The 17058-nt window shown below is 68.0% G+C and carries 18 protein-coding genes; 12 read left to right on the top strand and 6 right to left on the bottom strand.

Annotated features, from left to right (window positions below):
• The first annotated feature begins 40 nt into the window (after positions 1–40).
• The 3 genes from IEY07_RS12950 to IEY07_RS12940 all read left to right on the top strand — a co-directional run bounded on the left by IEY07_RS12950 (position 41) and on the right by IEY07_RS12940 (position 1418).
• Positions 41–691 carry an HAD family hydrolase gene (locus IEY07_RS12950; protein WP_188895811.1) on the top strand — a complete coding sequence of 217 codons (651 nt, stop codon included), beginning with the start codon at positions 41–43 and terminating at the stop codon, positions 689–691.
• A 68-nt stretch (positions 692–759) separates the two neighbouring features.
• Positions 760–1089: a hypothetical protein gene (locus IEY07_RS12945; protein ID WP_188895810.1), complete on the top strand. Its 330-nt coding sequence runs from the start codon at positions 760–762 to the stop codon at positions 1087–1089.
• Complete coding sequence (locus IEY07_RS12940) at positions 1089–1418, top strand: hypothetical protein (protein ID WP_188895809.1); 330 nt, start codon at positions 1089–1091, stop codon at positions 1416–1418. Before IEY07_RS12945 ends, IEY07_RS12940 begins: the two co-directional genes overlap by 1 nt.
• Here IEY07_RS12940 and IEY07_RS12935 read toward each other — a convergent pair whose 3' ends face one another.
• Entirely contained in the window at positions 1419–2537 is a 1119-nt protein-coding gene (locus IEY07_RS12935; RefSeq protein WP_188895808.1) for an ArsR/SmtB family transcription factor, read from the bottom strand.
• 45 nt (positions 2538–2582) lie between these two features.
• On the opposite strand from IEY07_RS12935, the gene IEY07_RS12930 reads away from it, so the two are divergent.
• Genes IEY07_RS12930 through IEY07_RS12920 form a run of 3 tightly spaced genes read left to right on the top strand, consistent with a single transcriptional unit; the run spans position 2583 to position 6630 of the window.
• Positions 2583–2954 carry a VOC family protein gene (locus tag IEY07_RS12930; RefSeq protein ID WP_188895807.1) on the top strand — a complete coding sequence of 124 codons (372 nt, stop codon included), beginning with the start codon at positions 2583–2585 and terminating at the stop codon, positions 2952–2954.
• Between the two features lie 2 nt (positions 2955–2956).
• Positions 2957–4813, top strand: a complete 1857-nt coding sequence (locus IEY07_RS12925; RefSeq protein WP_188895806.1) for an ABC transporter ATP-binding protein — start codon at positions 2957–2959, stop codon at positions 4811–4813.
• Positions 4810–6630, top strand: a complete 1821-nt coding sequence (locus IEY07_RS12920; protein ID WP_188895805.1) for an ABC transporter ATP-binding protein — start codon at positions 4810–4812, stop codon at positions 6628–6630. The genes IEY07_RS12925 and IEY07_RS12920 overlap by 4 nt, the downstream gene beginning before the upstream one ends.
• 55 nt (positions 6631–6685) lie before the next feature.
• On the opposite strand, the gene IEY07_RS12915 is transcribed toward IEY07_RS12920, so the two are convergent.
• The 3 genes from IEY07_RS12915 to IEY07_RS12905 all read right to left on the bottom strand — a co-directional run bounded on the left by IEY07_RS12915 (position 6686) and on the right by IEY07_RS12905 (position 8192).
• A complete protein-coding gene (locus IEY07_RS12915) occupies positions 6686–6922 on the bottom strand; it encodes a DUF3107 domain-containing protein (protein WP_188895804.1) in 237 nt (78 codons plus the stop codon).
• 68 nt (positions 6923–6990) lie between these two features.
• The gene (locus tag IEY07_RS12910) at positions 6991–7521 is read right to left on the bottom strand and encodes an FHA domain-containing protein (protein WP_188895803.1); all 531 of its coding nucleotides are present in this window, start codon (positions 7519–7521) and stop codon (positions 6991–6993) included.
• A complete protein-coding gene (locus IEY07_RS12905; protein ID WP_229670056.1) occupies positions 7518–8192 on the bottom strand; it encodes a TetR/AcrR family transcriptional regulator in 675 nt (224 codons plus the stop codon). Before IEY07_RS12905 ends, IEY07_RS12910 begins: the two co-directional genes overlap by 4 nt.
• Positions 8193–8492: 300 nt before the next feature.
• On the opposite strand from IEY07_RS12905, the gene moeZ reads away from it, so the two are divergent.
• Positions 8493–9668, top strand: a complete 1176-nt coding sequence (moeZ, locus tag IEY07_RS12900) for an adenylyltransferase/sulfurtransferase MoeZ (protein WP_229670055.1) — start codon at positions 8493–8495, stop codon at positions 9666–9668.
• A gap of 88 nt (positions 9669–9756) precedes the next feature.
• On the opposite strand, the gene IEY07_RS12895 is transcribed toward moeZ, so the two are convergent.
• The gene (locus tag IEY07_RS12895; RefSeq protein WP_091413209.1) at positions 9757–9960 is read right to left on the bottom strand and encodes a cold-shock protein; all 204 of its coding nucleotides are present in this window, start codon (positions 9958–9960) and stop codon (positions 9757–9759) included.
• A gap of 272 nt (positions 9961–10232) precedes the next feature.
• On the bottom strand, positions 10233–10541 hold the full coding sequence (locus tag IEY07_RS12890; protein WP_229670054.1) for an MGMT family protein: 309 nt from the start codon (positions 10539–10541) through the stop codon (positions 10233–10235).
• A gap of 65 nt (positions 10542–10606) precedes the next feature.
• Between IEY07_RS12890 and IEY07_RS12885 the strand changes: the two genes are divergently transcribed.
• Genes IEY07_RS12885 through IEY07_RS12865 form a run of 5 tightly spaced genes read left to right on the top strand, consistent with a single transcriptional unit; the run spans position 10607 to position 17017 of the window.
• The gene (locus IEY07_RS12885; protein ID WP_188895801.1) at positions 10607–11362 is read left to right on the top strand and encodes a pirin family protein; all 756 of its coding nucleotides are present in this window, start codon (positions 10607–10609) and stop codon (positions 11360–11362) included.
• Positions 11359–12534, top strand: a complete 1176-nt coding sequence (gene serB / locus IEY07_RS12880; RefSeq protein WP_188895800.1) for a phosphoserine phosphatase SerB — start codon at positions 11359–11361, stop codon at positions 12532–12534. The genes IEY07_RS12885 and serB overlap by 4 nt, the downstream gene beginning before the upstream one ends.
• Positions 12534–13343, top strand: coding sequence for a carbon-nitrogen hydrolase family protein (locus IEY07_RS12875; RefSeq protein WP_188895799.1), 810 nt, complete (start codon positions 12534–12536; stop codon positions 13341–13343). Before serB ends, IEY07_RS12875 begins: the two co-directional genes overlap by 1 nt.
• 57 nt (positions 13344–13400) lie before the next feature.
• Positions 13401–15230 carry an outer membrane protein assembly factor BamB family protein gene (locus IEY07_RS12870; protein WP_188895798.1) on the top strand — a complete coding sequence of 610 codons (1830 nt, stop codon included), beginning with the start codon at positions 13401–13403 and terminating at the stop codon, positions 15228–15230.
• Entirely contained in the window at positions 15227–17017 is a 1791-nt protein-coding gene (locus IEY07_RS12865) for a hypothetical protein (protein ID WP_188895797.1), read from the top strand. The genes IEY07_RS12870 and IEY07_RS12865 overlap by 4 nt, the downstream gene beginning before the upstream one ends.
• Positions 17018–17058: the final 41 nt, after the last annotated feature.

Here is a 17058-nt window from a genome sequence, read left to right as displayed (position 1 = left end):
GACCGGGGATCAGCGGTACGGGATGCTCTAGGTTGGGCCGGTGCCGCTGGTTGCGTTCGATCTCGATGGGACCCTTGTCGATCAGGGTCGCGCCGCCCGCGCCTGGGCCGCGGAATTCGCCACGGAGTGGCAGTTGCCGGACGGAGCCTCTGGGCAGATCGGCCGCGCGCTGTCCGAGACCCGGCCGAAGGGGGACGTCTTCTCAGAGCTGGCGCGGCGCTGGGAACTGCCCGTGAGCGGGGCCGAGATCTGGGCCGCGTACCGCCACCGGATGCCCGGACTCGTGCGGTGCACGGATGAGGACAAGGACGGACTACGGGCACTTCGAGAGTCCTCTTGGACGATCGGGATCGTGACCAACGGGATGGCTGACAATCAGGAGGGAAAGATCCGGGCCACCGGCCTGTCGGATCTGGTCGACGGCTGGGTGATCTCCGAGGCGGTCGGCGTGCGCAAGCCGGACCCGGCGATCTTCCACGCGCTCGCCCGGCAACTCGGCTGCCCGTTGGACGGGTGGATGGTCGGGGACAGCCTGCACCTGGATGTCGCGGGCGGTGCCGCCGTCGGCCTGCGGACCGCTTGGGTCCGCCCATCGGGAGCACATCCAGGCATCGACGTCAGCCCTTCCGTCATCGCAGGCTCGGCCGCCGATGCGATCCGGCAGATCCTGGGGTCGAGCACGACTGCTTGATCACCGAATGCTGCCCGGCCCGAAATATCGAGAGGTGCGGCCCCTCCAGAGGCGTTATGGTCTGTTCGATGGCTGCAGACCTGATTCCAGTGGCGGATGTCATCGCCTGCGCGGTGCTGGGCGTCTGCTACCTGATCGCGTTGATCGTGATCCTTGTCCAGGCCGAGGGCACCTCGCGGGCACTGGCTGTCACTGGAGTGCTCGCGCTCTTCGCCAGCACAGTTCTCGGTGCCCTCAACGGCTCGGTCCAGGCCTGGCTGACAGCGATGTACGGAGCGAACGCGTACGGGCTCGCTTCGATCGTGATCGCCGTCGTGGGTGCGGCCGGACTGGTGTTGCTCGTGTCCGCGATGTTGGTCGTCTACCGGCGGCACCGACGATTCCGGAGCAGCAGCTGATGCCCGCCAGTCAATTCGTCGCGCTCGGGCTGTCCGCGCTCGGAGTCGTCGTCGCGGTGTGGTTGCTGGCCGCCGGTATCCACGGCCGTGCCAAGGTGACCGGGATCATCGGATCGGCATTCCTGCTGCTGGGCGTGCTCAATCGCTACGCCTACCAACTGCTCCTCTCGAGGGTGCTCGTCGGGGCGGACGACGACACCGTCCTCGAGACCCTCGCCGCGCAGACGGTGACCGGCAGCCTGTTGACCGGCATCGGGATCCTGTTCCTGACTTTTGCGCTGGTCGTCGCCTCGAGGCTACCGAGGGCGAGCCGCACGCCCGGGCGCTGATCACTCCAGCGTCGCCAGCAGCGTCTCCGCGGTGCTCCTGATCATGGTCCGGTCGGCCTCGACCCGGCGATCGTCCCGGACGGCGACCACGCCGGCCTTGCGGAGCACGGTGACCTGGCGGGAGATCGTGCTCTGGTGCACCTCGAGGGCGTCGGCGAGCTGTTGCATGGTCTGCGGACCATGATCGAGCAGCTGCAGGATGATCGACAGCCTGGTCCGGTCGCCGAGCGCGGTCATGGCCGGTGCCAGCTGACCCAGCCGGCCGATCGAGATCCCGGTCCGGCGATGATCAGTCGGCTGCGGGCTGTAGAGCACCCAGGTCGACTGGTCGGCGAAGAGTGACAGGCTCCGCCCGAGCCCAACCGAGGGCATGATGATCAACTCGGCCGCCTGCTCGGCAGCGTCCGCATACGACGGATCCGGTTGCAGTCCGGTGACCAGGCTGATCCACTGGGTCGCCCCGCAGCCGGGCGGGGGAGTCGGTGCCGAGGCTGCGGCCGACTGCAGTGCCGGCAGCTGATCCGCCCAGGCCGTACCGAGCCAGCCGTCCCAGATGGCGTCCAGCAGTTCCAGCAGCGTTGATCGCAGACCCGCCGGGTCGAGCAGTTCGGGCGCGCGGTCCTCGGCATCCGGTGTCCGCCAACTGCGCAGCACCTCCAGGCCCCGGTCGCGTACGAGATCGGTCGGCTGATCGATCGGCATCAGGGTCGCGGCGCTCGGCCCGGGCCCGAGCTCGGGATGCTCCCAGCGGAGGTTGGAGTCGATCCCGTGGTCGATCACCGCGTTGACGAATCCGTCGGACCAGCCGGCGATGAATCTGCGCAGCGCATCCCAATGCCGGTGGCCGAAATCATCCGGGTCGAGCTGGTGCAGCAGCACGCCGCGCAGGACGGCACCGTGCGCCAGTGCGACCCGGATCGTCCGAGTCGCATCGACGAGGTCGTCCGGCAGGCTCTGCGCCAGGGCGGCCAATTCCGAGCTGGGCATCGCGTTCTGGTGCAGCGCGTAGTCCACCAGGAGCATGGCGTTGGGGACCGTTGCGGCCAGGCTCGGTGCGCCGACTCGTAGCACCGTCCGCGGCCGTGCCGCTGCGACGAACTCTGGAAGTGTCGTACCCATGTGACTAGTATGCGCAATGCGCAAGCTGCATACGACAGGGGTGCGATGACATTCACTTTCACCGGGCTGATCGCCTTCACGGCCGACGTCCGGGAGGCCGCCAAGCTGTACGAGGAGGCCTTCGGCCTGGCCCGCGACTGGGAGGACGACCACCACGTCCAGTTCCACCTGCCGACCAAGGGCAACGCCGAGGGTGCGTGGTTGTTGCTGCATCCGGCCACCGAGGAATCCCATGGCCAGTATCTCGGCTACTTCGCCGTCGACGACGTCGATGCCGTCGCGGCCCGCGCACAGTCGGCCGGCTTCACCATCACCCAGCAGCCGAGCGATGCCCCGTGGGGTGTCCGCGAGGCCAACCTCACCGATCCCGACGGGAACGCGCTGACCCTCAACGGACCGATCGCCAGAGTCAGTTGATCATGGTCGCGCGATGGTGGCACAAGCTCCGGGACTCGCCGGAGTGGCAGCTCCTCTTCGGGGCGATCTGGTCAGCCGATCGCAAGCTGACCGTCGGCTGGTGGGCCCTGGTCGTGTTGCGCGCGATGCTGCCGCCCGGGCTCTCGGTGTCGATCGGCTGGCTGGTGGGCGTCGTCGGTGATCATGACCGGCTGCTGCCGCCGCTGGTCACCGTCGGAGTGCTGTTCGTCGCGATGCAGACGCTCGGTCCGCTGCACACCCAGCTGGCGACCAACCTGGGAGACCGGACGTCGGCGGCGCTGCAGGACCGGTTGATGGTCGCGACCACCGGACCGGCCGGGATCGCCCACCTCGAGGATCCTGATCTCGCTTCCGACTTCACGCTGGCGCGGGATTTCGATCTCGGGCTGACCGCGGTGCGGATGCGGGATGCGATGCCCAACATCGGGTCCGGATTCGCCGGCTTCGGCGCCGGCATCGTGTCCGCCGTGGTCGTCGGCGGGTTCGCGTGGTGGGCCGGCTTGGTGCTGCTGGTTGTCTGGCTGTCTCCGCACTTCCTGCTGCGGGACAGCCTGGCCTGGAAGGACTGGGGCTCGGCGGAGATCAAGGAACACCAGCGGCACGCCGAGTACGCCTACCGGATGGCGGTCGACACCCCGGCCGCGAAGGAGATCCGGTTGTTCGGACTTGCCGGCTGGACTGCCGGACGGTTCCGCGATCGACGGACCAAGCTCCTGGAGATCGCGCTCGCTGCGTTCCGCATGCGGGAACGTTCGGTCGGGCTGTCACTGCTCGCGCTCGTGGTCGGCAACGGGATCGTCTTCGCAACGCTGGCACGAGCGGCGATCAACGGTGATCTTGATCTGTCCCGGCTGATCGCCTACGCCGGCACGGCGATGGGCGTCAGTGCGTTGGCCAATCTCGACTTCGACTGGTGGCTCTCGGATGCGTCCCGGCCCGTCCCGCTGGTCAACGGTCTGCTCGGACGGATGCAGGGCGCCGGGGGGCTGCCCGTAGGCCACCGCGCCGCCGCCGGATTGCCGGCCTCCCAGCTCCGCTTCGAGAATGTCAGCTTCGGCTACCCACACGGCAGCGGACTGATCCTGGACGGACTGGACCTGACGATCGAGGCCGGGCAGTCGCTGGCGATCGTCGGGCAGAACGGGGCGGGCAAGACCACCCTGGTCAAGCTGTTGGCCAGGCTGTACGACCCCACCGCCGGCCGGATCACCGTCGACGGAGTTGATCTTCGCGAGCTGGACGTCGACTCCTGGCGCGGCCAGGTCTCGGCGGCGTTCCAGGACTTCGTCCGCTACCAGGTGCCGCTGCGGGACAACGTGGCCCCCGCCGGTGGATCGGACGAGTTGATCATGGAGTCGCTGGAACAGGCAGGGGCGTCCCGGCTCGCCGCCCTGGACACCGTCCTGTCCAAACAGTATGCCGGTGGCACCGACCTGTCCGGCGGCCAATGGCAGCGGGTCGCGCTCGCCCGGGCGCTGGCCAGGGTCAGGGCCGGAGCGAAGTTGATCATCCTCGACGAGCCGACCGCGCAGTTGGATGTCCGCGGCGAGGCCGAGGTCTTCGAGCGCATCCTCCAGGCCACCCGGGACATCACCACGATCCTGGTCTCGCACCGGTTCTCGACCGTCCGACATGCCGACCGGATTTGCGTGATCGAGCACGGCAGGGTGATCGAATCGGGCAGCCACGACGACCTGATGGCGATCAACGGGCGCTACCGGACCATGTTCGATCTGCAGGCCTCGCGGTTCGACGATGACCTCAACGATGAGTTCGATGATGACTTCGATGATGACCTCGCCGACGGCCTCAACGATGATCAGGGGGAGCTCGCATGACCGCGACCGTGATCACCGACCCGGCCACCGAACCGGAGCAGAAGCTGCCCGGGACCGTACGGACCCTGGCACGGACGATGCAGTTGGCCTATCGGGCCGAGCCGCGACTGATCACGCTGTCGCTGGCCATGGCACTCCTGGAAGCGGTTCCCGACAGCCTTTTCGCCGTCTGGTTGATGATCCTGGGCAGCGGTGCCAGCAAGGGCAGCGCTCCGATGATCATGGTCGGCTGCTTCGGACTGGCAGCCTCCGCGGTCGGCGCCTGGCTGCTGCAGACGGTCGGATCCCGCGTCCAGCGCACCTTCCGGATGCGGGTCGGAGCGCAGCTCGAAGCGCATGTCGCGGGACTGCAGGCCAGTGTCCCGACGATCGAGCATCAGGAGCGCCCCGAGTACCTCGACCGGCTGAGTGTGCTCAAGGAACAGGTCTGGCAGCTTGATCATCTGTATCTGGCGTTCTTCAGTGTGGTCGGATCGCTGGTCCGGTTGGTGATCACGCTGGGACTGGTGGCGTCGGTCAATCCGCTGTTGACAGTGCTGGTGATCTTCGCGGCGCCGACGGTGTGGATCTCCAGCAAGCGGTCGGCGATCACCCAGCAGGCCACCGAACGGGTAGCGCCGCACGAACGCCGGCATCGGCACTTCTTCATGATCGGCACCACCCAGCAGGCTGCCAAAGAGGTACGGATCTGGAACATCGGCACTGACGTGGTCCGGCGTCGTCGTACAGCCTGGGAGTCTTGGTATGCACCACTGGCCCGGGTCCGGTGGGCTTCAGCCGGCTGGCAGGCAGCTGGCTGGACGGTCTTCGCGGTCGCCTACATCGCCGCGATCGTGGTCACGGCGACAGTGTTCGGTGGCACTGCCGCCCAGGTGCTGCTGGTCGTGACTGCCGGCAGCCATCTCTCCCAGTACGTCGCGATGACCGCCGGCAATGCCGACTTCCTGCGGATGTGCCTGGACGCCTCGCAGCGGCTGGTCTGGCTGGAGGCGTACGCGACCCGGCACGCCGACCGGGCCAGCGGCCCGATTCCGGACCGGCTCACCGACGGCATCGTGTTCGAGAACGTCTCGTTCTGCTATCCCGGCACCGACGCGTACGCCCTGCGTGACATCTCGGTACGGATCCCAGCCGGCTCGGTGGTGGCGGTGGTCGGGGAGAATGGTGCCGGCAAGTCCACTTTGATGAAGCTGATGTCGCGCTTCTACCAGCCGACGACCGGTCGGATCACCGTTGACGGGCTTGATCTCGAGCAGATCCCGGCCGAACCGTGGCGTGCCCGGATGACCGGGGCATATCAGGACTTCTTCACTTTCGAACTGGCCGCCCGCGAGTCGATCGGGCTCGGCGACCTGCCCCGCTCCGACGATCGAGCGGCGGTGGTGGCTGCGATCGGGCGGGCCGGCGCCGAGGACGTCGTCGACCGGTTGCCGCACGGGCTGGACACCCAGCTCGGTCCGACCTGGCCCGATGGTGTCGACCTGTCCTTCGGCCAGTGGCAGAAAGTCGCGCTGGCCCGGGGTTTCATGCGGGACGGCACGCTGTTGCAGATCCTGGACGAACCGACCGCGGCCCTCGATGCCGAGACCGAGCATGCGCTCTTCGAGTCGTTCGCCGGGCAGGCCCGTACCGGTGAGGCAGCCGGCCGGATCACCGTCCTGGTGTCGCACCGGTTCTCGACCGTCCGGATGGCGGACCTGATCCTGGTGCTGTCCGGCGCCCGGCTGGTCGAGGCGGGGTCACATGCGGAGTTGATGGCGGCCGGCGGCCTGTATGCCGAGTTGTACGGCATCCAGGCCGCGGCCTATCGGCGCTGAACAACGGGCACCGAGCTCGTCGAAGCGCTTCGACAGGCTCAGCACCCGGATCCGATCAGACGGCGCCGAAACCGACGCGGCGGCCGTTCTCCTCGCCGATGTCGACGTAGCCGATCTTGTCCGACGGGATGAAAACCTTGCGACCGTGCTCGTCGGTGAGGACCAGGACAGCCTTCGCCGGGTCGGACGAGGTGAAGGCGTCGTTGACCGCCTTCTCGATCTCCGCCCCGGACTGCGTGACCTCCAACACGACCTCGCGGTTGATGTGCTGGATGCCGACCTTGATCTCCACTACTTCCTCCTGTGCCTGGGCTGACCCGTTCTGCGGGCCGGGAATCAGCGTAGTTGGTGGCCGAAGCGCTACAGCGCCTCGGTCCGAGCGTCCATCGGCGGCAACAGGGTGAGTCGGGTCCAGGCGCCGAGATAGATCCGGTCGTACGGCTGCAGCGCGTGCCGGATGCCGATCTCCAGCGGCGTCTGGGGCAGCCCGGCCCCGGCGTCCTGGTCGTCCAGCGTGCTCAGATAGGTGCCGTTGACCGACCCCAGATCCTCGATCCACCAGTGCTTGCCGTCGGTGGACAGCTGCGCCTGCCGGCGGCTGACGCCGCCGTCCTCGCCGCAGTCGATCTCCGGAGTCGGATTCTGACTGGGGGACCGGCGCCCGATCAGGGCGTTCGGCGTACGCAGCGCGAAGACCAGCGGCTCGTCGGCCGGTAGCGGATCGGCCACCTTCTGCTCGGCGTACCAGTGAGGATCGACCGCCAACTCGACCCCCCAGGTGTTGGCCGCCGCGATCGCCCGGGCGATCGGGCTGTCCTGGATTGGGCTGTCCTGGATTGGGCTGTCCTGGACTGGGCTGTCCTGGATTGGGTCCTCGGGGTGGGTCGTCATGATTCCTCCTGCTCGACCGGTGCGTGCTCGGCCGGGCGGTCCTTCGGGTGATGCCCGTGATGGTGCTCGGCATCCTGGGTCAGCGGGAAGCCGCTGATCCCGCGCCAGGCCAGGTCACTGACCAGCTGTCGGGCCTCGGCGACCGGGACCGGACCGGCCGTCACCCAGTACCGAGCACTGACGTGGCCGATCCCCACCAGCGAGATCGCCAGCAGCTTGGACTGGTCCCAGCCCAGGCCGGTGTCGTCGGCGATCACGGCCGCGATCCGGTCGGCGATGTCGTTGTTGACCCGCCAGATCCGCTCCTCGACGGCCGCCTCACCGGTCAGGTCGGACTCGAAGATCAGCCGGAACTCGGCCCGTTCACTGGAGACCATGTCGTAGAAGGCGGTCATCGTCGCCACCACGCGCTCGGCGTTGTCGTCGGTCGAGGCGAGCGCCTCGCTGACCAGGTCGACGAGCCGGTCGCACGCTTGGTCGAGCAGTGCCAGATAGAGGTCGAGCTTGGAGCCGAAATGTTGATACAGCACCGGCTTGCTCACGCCAGCGGCCTCAGCGATGTCGTCCATCGCCGCAGCGTGGTAGCCCTTGCGGGTGAAGACTTCGCTGGCCGAGTCGAGGAGCTGGGCGCGGCGCTGCTCTCGCGGCATCCGCGTCATGTTGGTGGCCATTGGAGAATGTTATAGCCCGAGCCGCCGGTCGGAGGGTCAGCAGGACGGGGACCCGACCCTGGCGCTCGTGGAAGCCGTGACGACGCGAGTTTCGGGGCCATACGGCCCGGTTCGGTCGTGGAATCCGTGACAACTGGAGTTTCGGGCGGCCCGGGCACCGACTGGCGGCGAGGGAGTGCGGACGGCAGGCCCAGGCCGGCGCTTCGTCCGGATGGCGGAATAGTTGTCCGCGGTGGCATGTTGGCAACGAAGATCGGATGGTCGCCGGATGAGGCGGCCCACGCTCGTACTGCAGGAGGAATGGTGGCCCTACCGCCGCTGGTGGAACCAGCCGAAGAGCTGACCCAGAAAGAGGTGGAGCGCTACAGCCGCCACCTGATCATCCCCGATGTCGGCATGATCGGCCAGAAGCGCCTGAAGAACGCGCGCGTCCTGGTGATCGGCGCCGGCGGCCTGGGCAGCCCGGCGCTGCTCTACCTCGCCGCGGCCGGCGTCGGCACCCTCGGGATCGTCGAATTCGACACCGTCGACGAGTCGAATCTGCAACGCCAGATCATCCACGGCCAGTCCGACATCGGCAAGTCCAAGGCCCAGTCGGCCAAGGAGTCGATCGCCGAGGTCAACCCGCTTGTCAACGTGATCACCCATGATGTCCGGCTCGACAACGACAACGTCCTGGACATCTTCTCCGACTACGACCTGATCGTCGACGGCACCGACAACTTCGCGACCCGCTATCTGGTCAACGACGCGGCGGTGCTGCTGGGCAAGCCGTACGTCTGGGGTTCGATCTTCCGGTTCGAGGGCCAGGTGTCGGTCTTCTGGGACCAGTACGGCCCCAACTACCGTGACCTCTACCCGGTCCCGCCGCCACCCGGCATGGTGCCGTCCTGCGCCGAGGGCGGCGTGCTCGGCGTGCTCTGCGCCTCGATCGGCTCGATCATGGTCACCGAGGCGATCAAGCTGATCACCGGCATCGGCGAGCCGCTGCTCGGCCGGCTGATGGTCTACGACGCGCTGGAGATGAGCTACAAGACGCTCAAGCTGCGCAAGGATCCCAACGCCGACCCGATCGAGAAGCTGATCGACTACGACGCCTTCTGCGGTGCGATCACCGACGAGGCCGCCGAGGCCGTTGCCGGCAACACGATCAGCGTGCAGCAGCTCAAGGAGTGGTTGGAGGACCGTGACAAGGGCGAGCGCAACTTCGAGCTGATCGACGTCCGGGAGCCGGTCGAGCGGGAGATCAACACCATCCCCGGTTCGGTGCTGATTCCCAAGAGCGACTTCCAGAACGGGTCCGCACTGGCGGGTCTGCCGCAGGACAAGCAGGTCGTGCTCTACTGCAAGGCCGGCACCCGGTCGGCCGAGGTGCTGGCGCTGGTGCACGGTGCAGGCTTGAAGGACGCCGTGCACGTCGGCGGCGGAGTCTCGGCCTGGGTCTCCCAGATCGACCCATCCCAGGCGTCCTACTGATCAGTGGCCTGCTACTGATCAGCCCGGCCCGTACGACGAAGCCCCCGGCACTGCGGTGACCGGGGGCTTCGTCGTGTGTGTGGTTTGCTCAGATCGCGTGGACCTGGTCGGCCTGCGGACCCTTGGGACCCTGGGTGGTCTGGAATTCCACCCGCTGGCCCTCATCAAGGGTACGGAAGCCGGTTGATTCGATCGCGCTGTAGTGCACGAATACGTCGGGGCCGCCGCCGTCAACGGCGATGAAGCCGTAACCCTTTTCGGCATTGAACCACTTGACGGTTCCCTGCGCCATGAATACATCTCCTAGCATCTTGCATCCAGAGCCGCACCTCACGACTCCAGCGCTGCCGGGCACCCACCCGGGTTGGGTCTCGACCCTTTCGGGGTCTCGGGGGCCCATGCAAAAGTCACCGGGCGTAGCACTTACCACGACACAGAGCACTTGCAACAGCAGGCCTAGCCTGTCACAAGATCGAACCAGGCGGAACCCCACAGCGGTTGGACGACCCGGCCGTGTCCGGAACAGGACGTGAGCTTTGTCCGTACGTGCCCGTTCAGGCGGGTTCAGGCGGGTTCAACTCGGCGCGGACCCTGCCAGCGGGCCTGGCGGATCAGCACCCGGCCGTTGCGGATCGGCGCCCCGTCCTCGGCCAGTAGCGCCAGTGCCCGCTCCTGGAGTCCGTCAGCCGGCCTGCCGTCGGCCCGGACAACCCGCCACCAGCAGACGGCGCCGCCGTAGTGGGACATCACGCTGCCTACCTGCCGTGGCCCGCCCGCTCCGACGAATTCGGCGATGTCGCCGTAGCTCGCGACCTGGCCCGCGGGGATCGACTCGACCGCATTGAGCACCGCCTCGACGAAGTCCTCGCGCACGCGCTCATCCTCCCATCCTTCGGCTGCAGGCGTGTGGGTGTGGAGTCGCATGGGAGAATCGGGCCGTGCCCGCACCGACGATCCAGATCCGCCGCGCGGACGGCCGCTTCGAGACCCGTACCGACTGGTTGCGGTCGGCGAGCAGTTTCTCCTTCGGCCCGCACTACGACCCGGACAATGTCGGTTTCGGTCCATTGGTGGTGCACAACCACGAGTTGGTCGGCGCCGGGGCCGGATTCGACACGCACCCGCACGCCGAGGCGGAGATCGTCACCTGGGTGCTGTCCGGAGCACTGGTGCACCAGGACTCTCGCGGCCATTCGGGGATCGTCTATCCAGGTCTGGCACAGCGGATGAGCGCCGGCAGCGGGATCCTGCACTCCGAACGCAATGACGCCTACCGCGGCACCGACGGCTGGCGGATCGAGCCCGACCGGGTGGTGCAGCCGGCCAACTATCTCCAGATGTGGATTTTGCCGGACGAATCCGGGCTGGATCCTTCCTATGACCAGCACGACGTGCCGGCGGCTGCACTCTCAGCCGAGTGGGTGCCGGTGGCGTCGGGATCCCGCGCGGACGCCGCGATCACGATCAAGAGTCGCGGATCGACGCTGTGGTCGACGATCATGGCGCCGGGCCTCAGCCGGACGCTGCCGGTCGACGGAGGCCGTGTGCACTTGTACGTCGCTCGTGGTGCGGTGGAGGTCGAGGCGGTGGGCGCGTTGGCCGAGGGCGATGCCGTACGGATCACCGAAGCCCAGCCGCTGACGATCACCGCGGCAACCGACTGTGAACTGCTGGCCTGGGAGCTGGCCGGATGAGCGCGGTGCCGTTGTTGATCAGGGTCTCCGGCCGGGACCGGCCTCGGGTGATCCACGGGCTGCTGACCCTGCTGGCCGATGCCGGTGCTGCCGTGGAGGACATGGAACAGCTAGTGGTCCGCGAGCGGCTCACCCTGGACGTGCTGGCCCGGATCGACGGCGCCGACTCCGGGTTGGTGCGCGACATCCTCTACTGGGGCCACACCAACGCGTTGTCGGTCGAATTCGAGCACGTCGAATCCACCTCGCAACGTTCGATGCTGCCGCGGCAGGCGATCACCGTGCTGGGCGAGCGGCTCAGCCCGGAGGCCCTGGCCGCGGTCGCGGGTGCGGTCGCCGACACCGGTGGCACCGTGGACCGGATCCTGCGGCTGGCCACTGAGCCGGTGACGGCCTACGACTTCTCGGTGATCGCCGGTGATCTTGACCGGTTACGCCGGCAACTGCTGCAGATCGCCCGTGATCAACAGATCGACATCGCTGTCCAGGCAGGAGGTCTGGAGCGCCGGGCCAAACGGCTGGTCGTGATGGACGTCGACTCGACCTTGATCAGGAACGAGATGATCGACCTGCTGGCCGAGGAGGCCGGCTGCTCGGACCAGGTGGCCGGGATCACCGAGCGGGCGATGCGCGGCGAGCTCGATTTCGAGGGCTCCTTGCGCGAACGGGTCCGGCTGCTGCGCGGGCTCGACCAGGTCGCCATCGCGCGGGTGCAGGGACGGATCGAATTCACCCCCGGCGCCCGGACTTTCGTTCGGACGCTGAAGCGGTTGGGTTTCGCGGTCGCGATCGTCAGCGGCGGATTCACGGTCTTCACCGAGTGGCTGCAACAGCAACTCGATCTCGATCATGCATTCGGCAACACTCTGCAGATCATCGACGGCCGGCTGACCGGCGAGGTCCTGGGAGGAGTCGTGGACCGTGCCCGCAAGGCCGCGCTGCTCGCCGAGATCGCCGCCGTGGAAGGGGTTCCGCTGTCCCAGACCGTCGCGGTCGGGGACGGCGCCAATGATCTGGACATGCTGGCCGCAGCAGGGATGGGCATCGCATTCAATGCGAAACCCGCCGTCCGCGAACAGGCTGCGGTCACGGTCTCGGTCCCGTATCTGGATGCGATCTTGTTCATGCTCGGACTGCGCGGCACCGACGTCGACAAAGGAGAAGTGGCCTGATGCGCGTTGCGCTCGCCCAACTGACCAGCACCGCCGATCCGCAGGCCAACCTGGACCTGGTCGAGGACTCCACCCGGCGGGCTGCCGAGCGGGGTGCCGAACTGGTGATCTTCCCCGAGGCCATGATGTGCGCCTTCGGAAATCGCCTGGACACCGTCGCCGAACCGCTCGACGGATCATGGGTCGGCCGGCTGACGACGATCGCCCAGACGTACGGGCCGACGATCGTTGCAGGCATGTTCACCCCAGGTGGTCAGACCGGACCGGACGGACGGCAGAAGGTGATCAACACCCTGGTCGCGACGGGGCCGGGTGGGCTGGCCAGTTACCAGAAGATCCATCTGTTCGACGCCTTCGGCTTCGCCGAGTCCGACACGGTCGTCGCCGGCACCGAACCGGTGATCATCGAGGTCGCCGGCACCAGCATCGGCCTGACCCTGTGCTATGACGTACGCTTCCCCGGCCTCTACCAAACCCTGGCCGAACGTGGTGCCGAGGTGATCATCGTGTCGGCGTCCTGGGGTGCCGGGCCCGGGAAGGTCGAGCAGTGGCAGCTGCTGACCCAGGCGAGGGCGCTGGACAGCACCTGCTTCATCCTGGCGGCCGGACAGGCCGACCCCGCGACCCAGGGACACCGCCAGGCCGGGAGTGCGCCGACCGGGGTCGGCTATAGCGCCGTGATCGACCCGTCCGGCGGTGCGATCGCCGGCGCCGGGGCGGAGCCGGAGTTGTTGATCACCGATATCGATCCGGGTCAGGTCTCCGAGGTCCGCAAGATCATCCCGGTGCTGGCCAACCGGCGGTTCTGACACGCTTGCGCGGCAGTTCACCCAATCTGCCGAATCGGCACCCAGGATGCCCTTCCGATGAAGTATCAAGAGCAGGTGGATTCCGTGGGGGACGGGAGTGGGCCGGGGGCGACTGGTCAACGACGCACGCGCCGGCTCACGGTTGAGAGCCTGTTCCCGGTCGTCTTCTGTCTGGCCTGCCTCGCGATCGTCGCGGTTTGTCTGTACGCGGCCGACGTGCCGGCCTGGTCCAGTCGGCCGCAGTCGGCCTATGTGCCACCCGACGGAGAGGTCAAGTACCTGGGCGCGAGCCCTACCTCCCAGGTGACCAGCGTGGAGACGGCCGTCCTGGGTGTGGGGGAGGCCGCCCAGTCGGTCGAACCGGGTCTGTCCCGGGCCGTGCTCGGATCCGTTGGCGTCGGCTACCGCGGGCAGCTGTGGCGGACCCGGTCCGCGCCGGCCGCCGCAACGGACAACCGGCCGGCGACGGTCTCGGTCTATCGGACCGATCACGGGATCGCGTTGATCGCCGAATCGGACGGTGACCGGCTGCGTTCCTACAGTCCGGCATTGCAACTGACAGCACCAGGCGGCGGTGCGGCGGACCGATGGAGCGTCCGCGGCACGATCACCGGCACGGACGGCCCCGAGGCCTACGCGGGCCGCTATTCCGGCACGTTCAGCAGCGTGCCGATCCCGCACGACTGCGTCGAGATCACCGGCTCCGTGACGATCACCGAGCGCCTCGGTGATCATCGCCAGGACTCCACCCGGACCTGGTGTCCGGGAAGCGGCGTCGTCGCCGTCGGAGCTGGCTCAGATCCGGCCAGGCTGCACTTGGTCCAAGCACCCGGCGTGGGCGGAGTCGACACGCACCAGACCCACGACCTGTGGCCACTTGGTGCCGACTGGTCGGCGCAACGGGTCGTCCCCGTCCAACCCGCTCCCGGTGATCCGCGAGCCGCTCTGCTCGGCGAGCCGTCGACGCTGCAGCCGGTGCGGACCGCCGATGGCGTCCAGGTCCGGGCCACCCAGCAGGGCAGCGACCTGGTCGGACTGCGATCGGACAGCAACGATCGCGCCGGCGGCCAGGTCGCGGCCTGGCGGGTGCATCCGGGCGGCACGGTGATCGGGCTGACGGCCTCCGGTGATCAGATCGTCGTGGTGACCTCGCAGCGGCAACTGGTCAGCTATCGCTCCGACGGCCGACTGCTGTGGCGGCAGGACCTCGGTGACGTCGCAGTCGCCGCCCCGGTGATCATCCCGGGACCGAACTCCGCGGTGGCCACCCTGACCAGCAACGGCACGGTCGTCATGATCGACAGCGCGAGGGGAGTGGTCAGCTGGCGGCAGCATGTGGGTGCTGTTCCGGGGATGCCACTCGCCGCAGCAGCCGGCGTGATCGCCGTCCCGACCAGTCCGGGCGGACTCGTCGGACTTGATCGACAGACCGGTCGGCAGCGCTGGCAGGTGAGCCTGCCCGCCGTCGATGGGTTGATCAGCGCCGGGAACCGGTTCGTGGTGGCCGAAGGCCACAACGTGCACTCCTTCGACGCAGCGACCGGTGCCCACCTGTGGCGCCGGGGCCTGCCGGGCTCCGTACGGCAGGTCCTCGCGCTGGGATCCCGGCTCCTCGTCGACGGCACCAGCCGGACGACGCTGCTCTCCGGCAACGGTGTGCCGCAATGGACCGGACCGGCGTACGCGGCGGTGTCGGCCGACGGTCGTAGCTGGTTGGGCTGGCGGCAGGGTTCCGTCGATGTCCATGATCATCCCGACGGTACGGCAAGGTCCATCACGATCCCGGTGCCGGCCGGATCGTACGATCCGCGACCGCTGGTCGATCCCACCGGCGCTTGGATCTTCGGCGCGGACTGGGCCAGTGTTCACGTCTGGACAGCGTCGTGACCACGGGTACGGCGCCGGTATCTCGGCCGGGTCTGCGGCCGCGGCTCCGCGATCGCATCATGGTGGTGCTGCGGTCGTTCGTGATCATGGTCATCGTCGAGCCGATCCTTGAGGGCAGGCTCCGCAATCGGTCCTGGCCGTACGGTCTGGCCGGCGTCGCAGTCGTCGGCAGCGGTCTGTACGTCCTCGGGCTGATCACCACCGTGCTGGCCGCGACCTCGCGGACGGCCCTGCCACTCAGCGTCGACCCGTCGTTGCCGGCATCCGCGCTGCCGCGACCATTGCTCGGGTTGATCATGGTGATGCTGATCGGGATCGTCGCGCTGGTCCAGTCCGCGGGGCTGCACGGTCCCTGGTGGCTGCGGCTGCTCAGCCTTGCCGTGACGGAGATCGTGATCGGCATCTGGGGGTTGCACGTCACCGGGTTCGGCCCCGCACGGTTGTTGTTCGTCCCGGTCGTGTTGATCATGATCGGGATGTTGGTGCTGGTGATCATCAGAGCCGGCCGTAGTTACGCCTGGTGGGAATTCCCGCTGGTGCTGGTGCTGGTCGGGGCCGCGATCATCAGCGGTGTGCTGCAGGACTCCTTCGGTGTTGCGCCGCTGGGATTCGACCTGGCCCGCACCTCGTTGCTCGAAACGCTCAGCCTGCTGGGCGTGCTGGCCGTCCCGGCGCTGTTCGCGGCCGGCACTGCGGTCGCCGAATTGACCGTCCGCGCCAGCGTGTCCGCCGGAAAACTCCTGCAACGGATCGCCGGCCGCAGGGTGCTCTATCCCATCCTCGGCGTCGTGGCCGCAGCCCGGCTGGCCAAGCTGGTGTACGACTTCAGCCGCTGGGACCGGGTCGAGATCGCGGCGCCGACGATCATCAGCTCCGTTGTCGTGATGATCGCGCTCGCGGCGGCGCTCCTGATGATTGACCGGATCGCGGTTCATGATCGGCAACGCGATGATCATGAGGAGCTCGCCGACCTGTCGGAGCACGCCAGCAGGACCGCCTTTCCGATCGGCGTCGGTCTGGTGGCGGTCCAACTGCCGCTGACCATCGCTGTGTTCGGCCTCACCATCGTGATCGCGCTTGACCCGCAGGGGCGGATCGGCTGGCTCAATACCGCACTGATCGCCCGGATCAGCTCGCCCGATGTCGTCCGAGCACTGCGTGCCGTGGTCGGCGCCGTTGTCCTTGCCGTCGCGATCAGGTCCGCCCGGCGGGGGAACCGGCGGATCGCGATGCTGCTCGGTGCGACGGCGATACTGCTCGGGGCCGGGCTGCTCGCCCTCGTGCCGGGGCTCGGGCAGGAGGACGGCTTCAACCTCTCGGTCTTCGATCTGGTCGCGGGTGCCGGGATCCTGATCACGATCATCGCGCTGGCCGTCGCCCGCCGGCTGACCCGGGAGCGGGCGGCCGTGCTGACCGTCGCCGTCGTCCTGTCCGGGCTGGTGGCCTCCCGGGACTTCATCTCCGACCCGGTCGGCGCCGTCCTGGGCTACTCCGGTGTCGGGCTGGCGCTGTTCGGCCTGACCTGGGACCTGCTGACCGGCTCGGCGTGGGCCAACACGGCCGGCCGGCGGATCGGGATCCCGTCGCGGGTGATGCTGCTGTTCGCCAACAGCGTCTTCGGCCTGCTGGTGGTCGCGTTCGGCGCCATGGCGCGGGTGGTCCCGGCGGCGATCCCGGACAGCGGTCAGTGGGCATCGTTGGGTGACTGGCTGGTCGGCACCGCGCTGGTGGCCACGGTGCTGGCCGCCCTCATCGAAGCGCTGCGGGACGGACGGCTACCGCGCTGACGTTGCGGCCATTCCACCTTCAGATGTTCCTTTCTGCCTGA

The organism is Microlunatus endophyticus, assembly GCF_014646195.1.
In the GTDB taxonomy this organism is placed as follows: Bacteria; Actinomycetota; Actinomycetes; order Propionibacteriales; family Propionibacteriaceae; genus Microlunatus; species Microlunatus endophyticus.
This window is presented reverse-complemented; position numbering and strand designations above follow the sequence as displayed.

What these genes read in the sequence shown, in the direction of transcription:
- IEY07_RS12945 (WP_188895810.1), top strand. Translation starts at nt 760, where the DNA reads ATGGCTGCAGACCTGATTCCAGTGGCGGATGTCATCGCCTGCGCGGTG.
- IEY07_RS12940 (WP_188895809.1), top strand. Translation starts at nt 1,089, where the DNA reads ATGCCCGCCAGTCAATTCGTCGCGCTCGGGCTGTCCGCGCTCGGAGTC.
- IEY07_RS12935 (WP_188895808.1), bottom strand. Translation starts at nt 2,537, where the DNA reads ATGGGTACGACACTTCCAGAGTTCGTCGCAGCGGCACGGCCGCGGACG.
- IEY07_RS12930 (WP_188895807.1), top strand. Translation starts at nt 2,583, where the DNA reads ATGACATTCACTTTCACCGGGCTGATCGCCTTCACGGCCGACGTCCGG.
- IEY07_RS12925 (WP_188895806.1), top strand. Translation starts at nt 2,957, where the DNA reads ATGGTCGCGCGATGGTGGCACAAGCTCCGGGACTCGCCGGAGTGGCAG.
- IEY07_RS12920 (WP_188895805.1), top strand. Translation starts at nt 4,810, where the DNA reads ATGACCGCGACCGTGATCACCGACCCGGCCACCGAACCGGAGCAGAAG.
- IEY07_RS12910 (WP_188895803.1), bottom strand. Translation starts at nt 7,521, where the DNA reads ATGACGACCCACCCCGAGGACCCAATCCAGGACAGCCCAGTCCAGGAC.
- IEY07_RS12905 (WP_229670056.1), bottom strand. Translation starts at nt 8,192, where the DNA reads ATGGCCACCAACATGACGCGGATGCCGCGAGAGCAGCGCCGCGCCCAG.
- moeZ (WP_229670055.1), top strand. Translation starts at nt 8,493, where the DNA reads ATGGTGGCCCTACCGCCGCTGGTGGAACCAGCCGAAGAGCTGACCCAG.
- IEY07_RS12895 (WP_091413209.1), bottom strand. Translation starts at nt 9,960, where the DNA reads ATGGCGCAGGGAACCGTCAAGTGGTTCAATGCCGAAAAGGGTTACGGC.
- serB (WP_188895800.1), top strand. Translation starts at nt 11,359, where the DNA reads ATGAGCGCGGTGCCGTTGTTGATCAGGGTCTCCGGCCGGGACCGGCCT.
- IEY07_RS12875 (WP_188895799.1), top strand. Translation starts at nt 12,534, where the DNA reads ATGCGCGTTGCGCTCGCCCAACTGACCAGCACCGCCGATCCGCAGGCC.
- IEY07_RS12870 (WP_188895798.1), top strand. Translation starts at nt 13,401, where the DNA reads ATGAAGTATCAAGAGCAGGTGGATTCCGTGGGGGACGGGAGTGGGCCG.